Below are 6,780 nucleotides of genomic sequence, written 5' to 3'. Positions count from 1 at the left end.
GGGCAATCTCAAGTGGTCGTTGCAACACAGCTCCTGACCTGAGGAGATGTCGAGCAGATGCCACGACGTGTTGTCCCGAATCGCGCAGAAGTAGTCGCTAAGTTCCATGCCATGCGAGATTCGGGTGCTTCAGTGATCCACGCGTCGGCCGCTGCCGGCGTCAGCCGCACCACCGGCAAGCGGTGGATAGATCAGAAGGCAGGAATCGTCCGCGGGGCCAAACGGGTCCGGCCCGAACCCAGCGGACGATTCCTCTCGCAAGCCGAACGAGAGGAAATCGCGATCGGCACCGCGATGGGACTAACCCAGACCGATATCGCCGACCTGATCGGACGTCACAAGTCCGTCGTCTCCCGCGAACTCAAACGCAACACCAACCTTGGCGGCACCTACCGATCAGTGTCCGCACACCAGCGAGCGGACACACGCGCCCGCCGACCCAAGGCCGCGAAACTCGCCGACCGCAACAGTGAGCTCCGCACAGAAGTCGTCCGCAGACTCCGCAAAAAGTGGTCACCACAACAGATCTCGGCGACACTGAAGATCGACTACCCCGATCGACCGGAGATGCACGTGTCGCACGAAACGATCTACAACGCCATCTACGTCCAAGCCAAAGGCGAACTCAAAGCCGAAGTCGCCGATGCACTACGGACCGGGCGGGCGCATCGCCGCAAACACGGCCGGGTACCCAGCAACGCTCATCACATCCCCGACAAAACGCTGATCTCCGAACGACCCGACGACGTCGAAGACCGCACAGTACCCGGGCACTGGGAAGGCGACCTGATCCTCGGTGCCGGCAACAAATCGGCGATCGGCACCCTCGTCGAGCGCACGTCACGGTTCACCATGCTGCTCCACCTGCCGCACTCGCACAATCTCGACGCCGTCCGAGACGCGATGATCGAGGCAATCCGGTCGATGCCTGCGGTACTCAAACAGTCGGTGACCTGGGATCAAGGTCTCGAAATGCGTCGGCATGCAGAAATCACTATGGCCACCGACATGGCAATCTACTTCTGCGACCCCCACAGTCCCTGGCAGCGCGGAACGAACGAAAACACCAACGGACTCCTGCGGCAATACTTCAAAAAAGGCACCGACCTGTCCGTGCACACCGCCGAACGACTCCAAGCGGTCGCCGCTGAACTCAACGACCGCCCCCGGAAAACACTAGGCTGGAAATCACCAGCAAAAGTGATCAACGAGTTAGTCGTTGCAACAACCACTTGAAACCGCCTTGATGGCTTCGATGTCACATTCAAGCGGCGGCGAAACCGTCGGATTCGCACTCGAGAGGTGAGGCGGAGAACGCGGCACTGGGTTTTACTGAGTACGTGACTACAGTCGACAGGCACACAGCACCCGCGCGGGCCGGTTTGGTTCTGTTCGTACTCATCCTCGTTGCTTCCGTCGCGAATCTGAATTTGGCGGTGGCCAACGTCGCGTTGCCGGCAATCGGTCGTGACTTCGACGCCAGTCAGACGCAGCTCAATCTGATCGCGGTCGCGTATTCGCTCGGCCTCGCTGGTTCAGTCCTCTATCTGGGTGCTCTTGGGGACCGCTATGGGCGCAAACTGTTGTTGGTTCTAGGGATGGTGCTGTCGATACCAGCCTGTGTCATCGCCGGTTTCGCGCCCAATTTCGAAGTCCTGTTCGGTGCGAGGTTGCTCGGCGGTCTGTCCGCTGGCCTGGCCTACCCGACGACGCTGGCGCTCATCACTGCGTTGTGGTCCGGGGCTTCGCGCACGAAAGCAATTGCGTTGTGGTCGGCTCTCGGCGGCGCTATGTCCGCGCTCGGACCACTGATGTCCGGGGCATTGTTGGAGAAGTTTCAATGGGGTTCGGTATTCCTGGTGACGTCGCCGCTAGCATTGGTCGCCCTGGTTCTGGCAGCTGCGTTCGTGCCTGCACATGTGAACGAAACTACCGATCCGGTAGACAATCTCGGCGGAATCGTGTCGGTTGTGTTCATTGCGGCGCTGGTGCTCAGTATCAATTTCGCTCCGGTCGACGGGATGGGAACCGTTGCACTCGGGTTGGGTGCAATCGCTCTCGCAGCAGGGGCGGTATTTCTCTTCCGACAGAGCCGCACGTCATTCCCGCTCTTCGATTTGAAAATCGCACGGCGGAGGACGTTCTGGGTTGCGGCCCTGGCCGGGATCATCGTGTTCGGTTCGCTGATGGGTGTCATCTTCGTCGGTCAACAGTTTCTGCAGAACGTTCTCGGCTACTCGACGCTCGCTGCCGGCGCGTCGACGCTACCTGCGGCAGTAGCGATGGTGCTGGTGGCTCCGCAGTCGGCGAAGTTGGTGGAGCGTCGGGGGTCGCGATTCACGTTGCTGCTCGGTTACGTCTTTATCGTTCTCGGATTGGTGATGGCCTGGCTGACATGGAAGGAGGACGTGTCCTATGCGGTGGTGGCGATCAGTTACGTATTGCTCGGCGTCGGAGTGGGCCTTGCAGGCACACCCGCCTCGCGTTCGTTGACAGGCTCGGTGCCGGTCGATCGCGCCGGAATGGCGTCGGGAACAGCTGATCTCCAACGCGATCTAGGCGGAGCGATCATGCAATCGACATTGGGTGCACTGCTCACTGCTGGGTATGCGGCATCGTTGACCTCGCAGATTTCGAGTTCGCCCGAGGCGAGCAGTATCAGCGAGGAAACCCAGTCGATTCTCACCAAGTCGTTTTCGTCGGCAACCGATTTGGCCAGCACCTATCCTCAGTACGCCGATCAGATCATCGGCGCAGCCAAGCAAGCTTTTCTCGACGGCGATCAAATGTCCTATGCCGCCGCGATAGTCGTGGTCCTGGTCGGTGCAGTATTGGTCTTCTTCGCTTTTCCGGGTCGCGACGAGGAGAGAAAGCTTCTCGCTCAATATCATTCGATCGACGTAGATCGATCTGCAACGCCGATCGACGAATCCGGTTAGCCTGGGGTTCTCCGGGCTCATCCGAGCTCGAATTCGAACGAGGAGTCGAAAAGCGATGCCTACACGCACTTCACGCACAGCCTGGAACGGGACCTTGGAGAAGGGTTCGGGTCAGGTCGAGCTGACCAGTTCGGGTGCTGCGACATTCGACGTGTCCTTCCCCAAGCGCGCGGCTGAAGACGCTGATGGCACGACGAGTCCGGAAGAACTCATCGCTGCAGCGCATTCGGCTTGTTATGCGATGCAGCTGTCGGCCGTGATCGCCGAGGCGGGCGGCACCCCGCAGAGCCTGGACGTCACTGCGGAGGTATCGCTAGGACCGGATACACCGGGCTTCAAACTCACCGGTATCAAGCTCACCGTCCGAGCCGAGGTCGACGGTCTCGACGCTGACGGTTTCGCCAAGGCTGCACAGGCCGCGAAGGAAACCTGTCCGGTGAGCAAGGCGCTGACCGGGGTCGACATCACTTTGGACGCTGCACTCGAATCTTGATCTATCGCACTGTTCAGCGTGATATTCGATCGATTCGCTGAGGTGCTCGCTACGAATTGCTCCCGGTCGGACCGTTTCTTCCCGATGCCGAGCACCGGCATGCCAATGCACCGGCATGCCAATGCACTGGCGTGTTGCAGTGCGTTGCGCCGCAACGGATCCAACATTCGGGTCGCGATCAATCTCTCGGTCCGGGAATTCGATCGACCTCACGCTCCTCGGGCAGGTCGCTCAGGCGCTCCAGTGTCACGATCTGCCTCCGGGGAGGGGAATTCGAAGTGACCGAGACCTCGGCAACGACCGATACACGTCGGTGGGTCGATTCCCTTGCGCTCAGTGATCTGGTGTGGCCATTGCGATCGACAACTACGGGACCGGCTACAGCCCGGTGCCGCCCGAAGAGCTAGCGGAATCGATCCTCCGAATCGAACGCATGCTCTGCGTCGCAGGAACGAGTGCCGACGACCGGCACTGCGACGGGGGCGTCAGGCCTTGGCTGCGACGTCCAGGACTACTTCGAATTCGAGTAGCGATGCTCCGGAGGCGACGGGCTTGGCTCGTTCCCCCGAATGTGCTGCCCTGGCTGGGCCCGCCGACCACGCCTGGAATGCCTCCTCGGTTTCCCATTGCGTCACCACGAAGTAGCGGGTTTCACCCTTGACCGGGCGCAGCAGTTGAAAGCCGAGAAAACCTGGCGAACCTTCGACAGCGCCTGCGCGGGCCGCGAAACGCTTCTCCAATTCCGTGCCTGCACCCTCGGGAACTTCGATTGCATTTATCTTCACGACAGCCATGACCGAGAGGCTACTCGGTCGTACGGAACGCTACAGTCGTGACGATGCTGCACGACGAGGGTGGGGACGGGCGACCGATCTTGCTGTTGCACGGGTTGATGGGTAGCGCGCGAACGTGGCGTCGCCAAGTGCCGTGGCTACGTGCGTTCGGCCACGTCTACACTTACGACGCGCCGGGGCACGGCAGGGCTGCCCCGCGAGGGATCGGTACCGAGGCGTTCGTCGAGGACCTGACTGCGCATGCGGAGCAACTCGGGGAGTGTGTCGTCATCGGGCATTCGATGGGTTCGCTGCACGGTTGGTGTCTCGCCGCGGCGAGACCCGATCTGGTGGCAGGTCTCGTCGTCGAGGATATTGCTCCGGACTTCCGCGGGCGCACGGCCGATGACTGGGCTGCACTCATTCGTCGGTGGCCACAGCCGTTCGAGACCGAATCGACGGTACGTGAGTTCTTCGGCGACGTCGCAGGACAATACTTTCTGGATTCCTTCGAGCGTCGAGACGACGGCTGGTATCTGCACGGTGACGTATCGACGTTCGAGGCGATCTCGCAGGAGTGGGGTACGAGGCACTTCTGGAACGAGTGGGAATCCGTCACCGCTCCGTCGTTGCTGATAGAGGGTGCGTCCGGAATCACACCGCCGGGGCAAATGCGTCGTATGTACGAGAAGAACGCCAAGTCGAGCTACGTACTGATTCCAGAGGCTGCGCACCTCGTGCACGATGAGCAGCCCGAGTCCTACCGCGCAGCTGTGGAAGTGTTCCTCCGACAACTACTATGACGCGAATGTCCCTAGTGAAGCTCAACGGAATCGATATCAACTTCGACGTCAAAGGTACCGGCCCTCTCGTCGTGTTGGTGATGGGATCGGGGAGCCCGGGGCGGGTGTGGCAGACGCACCAGGTGCCGGCACTGGTGAAGGCAGGCTTCCAGGTCCTCACGTTCGACAACCGGGGGATAGCGCCGTCGTCCGAGTGCGGTGCAGGCATGGTGCTCGACGATCTGGTTGCCGACACCGCCGCGTTGATCGAGCACGTGGGCACAGGGCCGGCACGAGTCGTCGGAACGTCGATGGGCTCGCGTGTCACTCAGGAACTCGCTTTGGCACGACCGGACCTCGTCTCGCACGCAGTCATGATGGCGACGTACGGCCGTTCGTCGACGATGCAGAAGGCCATGGCCCAGGGCGAACGAGATCTGTACGACGCGAGCATCACACTTCCGGCGACCTACCGCGCGGCAATTACCGCAATGAACAATTTTGCACCGAAAACCCTGCGCGACGAGGCGGCGATCGGTGACTGGCTCGCCGTCATGGAGTTCTCCGGCGGTACCAGATCGGCGGGTAAGCGAGCGCAGATCGGCCTCGAAATGCGTGCCGGATCCGAACGGCTCACCGCATATCGCACGATTGCAGCCAAGACCCTCGTGGTGGGATTCGCCGACGACCGGCTCATCCCCGTCCATCTGAGCCGCGAAGTCGCGCAGGCGATTCCGGGTGCTCGGTACGAGGAGATTCCGGACACCGGACACTTCGGCTACCTCGAGCGTCCCGAGAAGGTCAACGAAGTGCTCATCGACTTCTTGCGCTGACATACGGGGTCACCGGCTATCCGAGACCGGTCGGGGACCCCGCATCACCGGCCAGAGCGAAAAGCCCTGCCGCCGTCTGCTCGATCAGGCCGTCCACGAGTAGGGAGTCCAAGGCGCGATCGCGTTGCCCGGGATCGCTGAGCCACACGACATCCAACCGGGCCCGATCCACCGGACCGTCGGTTTCACGTAGAACAGACATCAGTTTCCCGCGTACTTGCCGATCGGTGCCCGTGAACTTCTGCACCTTCTTGGCAGGTCCGCTGTATGCCGGGCGGCCTGCTTCGATCCACGAGCACTCGGGCAGTGGGCACAGCAGGCAGGCAGGATTCTTGGCGGTGCAGATCAACGCGCCCAATTCCATCAGTGCTGCCGAATACCTGGCCGCGCGCGCGTTCCCCACTGGAAGCAATGCCTCGACGTCGGCGAGGTCCCGCGTCGTCGACGGATTGCCCGGTTCTGCAGCGCCGTGCACTGCCCGAGCGACGACGCGTCGAACATTGGTGTCGACGACGGGAACACGCTGGCCATACGCGAAGCAGACGACAGCGCGAGCCGTGTAAGCCCCGATACCTGGTAACGACAGCAGTGTCTCGATGTCCTGCGGGACGACGTCGCCGTGCTCGGCGGCCAATATTCCCGCGCACTGATGCAAACGCAACGCCCGACGCGGATAGCCCAACTTGCCCCACGCACGTAGGACATCGGCTTGCGAGGACGAGGCCATCTTCGACGGGACGGGCCAACGCGCGATCCACTCTTCCCAGATCGGAGCAACGCGGGATACGGGCGTCTGTTGCAGCATGATTTCGCTCATCAGAATCTGCCAAGCGCTGACGCCTGGACGTCGCCATGGCAGGTCGCGCTCCTCGGTGTCGAACCACCCGAGGAGTGCAACTGGACTGATCGGCACGCATATCTCCTCGAGTTGTTCGGTATCCGACTCGCCGGTAACAGCCG

7 protein-coding genes are annotated in these 6,780 nt (G+C 61.6%); 5 read left to right on the top strand and 2 right to left on the bottom strand.

Annotated features, from left to right (window positions below):
• The first annotated feature begins 57 nt into the window (after positions 1-57).
• The 3 genes from BJI47_RS13880 (at position 58) to BJI47_RS13870 (ending at position 3,432) form a co-directional block, all read left to right on the top strand.
• Positions 58-1,236: an IS30 family transposase gene (locus BJI47_RS13880; protein WP_217808487.1), complete on the top strand. Its 1,179-nt coding sequence runs from the start codon at positions 58-60 to the stop codon at positions 1,234-1,236.
• Positions 1,237-1,340: 104 nt separating this feature from the next.
• Positions 1,341-2,939 carry an MFS transporter gene (locus tag BJI47_RS13875; RefSeq protein ID WP_088944247.1) on the top strand — a complete coding sequence of 533 codons (1,599 nt, stop codon included), beginning with the start codon at positions 1,341-1,343 and terminating at the stop codon, positions 2,937-2,939.
• Positions 2,940-2,994: 55 nt separating this feature from the next.
• A complete protein-coding gene (locus BJI47_RS13870) occupies positions 2,995-3,432 on the top strand; it encodes an OsmC family protein (RefSeq protein WP_088944246.1) in 438 nt (145 codons plus the stop codon).
• 485 nt (positions 3,433-3,917) lie between these two features.
• Here BJI47_RS13870 and mhuD read toward each other — a convergent pair whose 3' ends face one another.
• Positions 3,918-4,226, bottom strand: a complete 309-nt coding sequence (gene mhuD, locus BJI47_RS13860; protein ID WP_088944244.1) for a mycobilin-forming heme oxygenase MhuD — start codon at positions 4,224-4,226, stop codon at positions 3,918-3,920.
• Between the two features lie 44 nt (positions 4,227-4,270).
• On the opposite strand from mhuD, the gene BJI47_RS13855 reads away from it, so the two are divergent.
• Both BJI47_RS13855 and BJI47_RS13850 read left to right on the top strand, forming a co-directional pair.
• Positions 4,271-5,008 (top strand): alpha/beta fold hydrolase, encoded by a 738-nt coding sequence (locus BJI47_RS13855; protein WP_088944283.1) that lies wholly within the window; start codon positions 4,271-4,273, stop codon positions 5,006-5,008.
• 5 nt (positions 5,009-5,013) lie between these two features.
• A complete protein-coding gene (locus tag BJI47_RS13850; protein ID WP_088944243.1) occupies positions 5,014-5,820 on the top strand; it encodes an alpha/beta fold hydrolase in 807 nt (268 codons plus the stop codon).
• A gap of 16 nt (positions 5,821-5,836) precedes the next feature.
• On the opposite strand, the gene BJI47_RS13845 is transcribed toward BJI47_RS13850, so the two are convergent.
• Complete coding sequence (locus tag BJI47_RS13845) at positions 5,837-6,733, bottom strand: A/G-specific adenine glycosylase (protein WP_088944282.1); 897 nt, start codon at positions 6,731-6,733, stop codon at positions 5,837-5,839.
• Positions 6,734-6,780 lie beyond the last annotated feature (47 nt).

Origin of the sequence: Rhodococcus sp. 1168 (genome assembly GCF_002091955.1) — a bacterium.
GTDB lineage: Bacteria > Actinomycetota > Actinomycetes > Mycobacteriales > Mycobacteriaceae > Rhodococcoides.
Note: the sequence above shows the minus strand (reverse complement) of the source record. Positions and strands in the feature narration are given on the sequence as shown.

Bases quoted from the DNA above. Each gene is read 5' to 3' on its own strand.
- BJI47_RS13880 (WP_217808487.1), top strand. From the start codon at position 58: ATGCCACGACGTGTTGTCCCGAATCGCGCAGAAGTAGTCGCTAAGTTC.
- BJI47_RS13870 (WP_088944246.1), top strand. From the start codon at position 2,995: ATGCCTACACGCACTTCACGCACAGCCTGGAACGGGACCTTGGAGAAG.
- mhuD (WP_088944244.1), bottom strand. From the start codon at position 4,226: ATGGCTGTCGTGAAGATAAATGCAATCGAAGTTCCCGAGGGTGCAGGC.
- BJI47_RS13855 (WP_088944283.1), top strand. From the start codon at position 4,271: ATGCTGCACGACGAGGGTGGGGACGGGCGACCGATCTTGCTGTTGCAC.
- BJI47_RS13850 (WP_088944243.1), top strand. From the start codon at position 5,014: ATGTCCCTAGTGAAGCTCAACGGAATCGATATCAACTTCGACGTCAAA.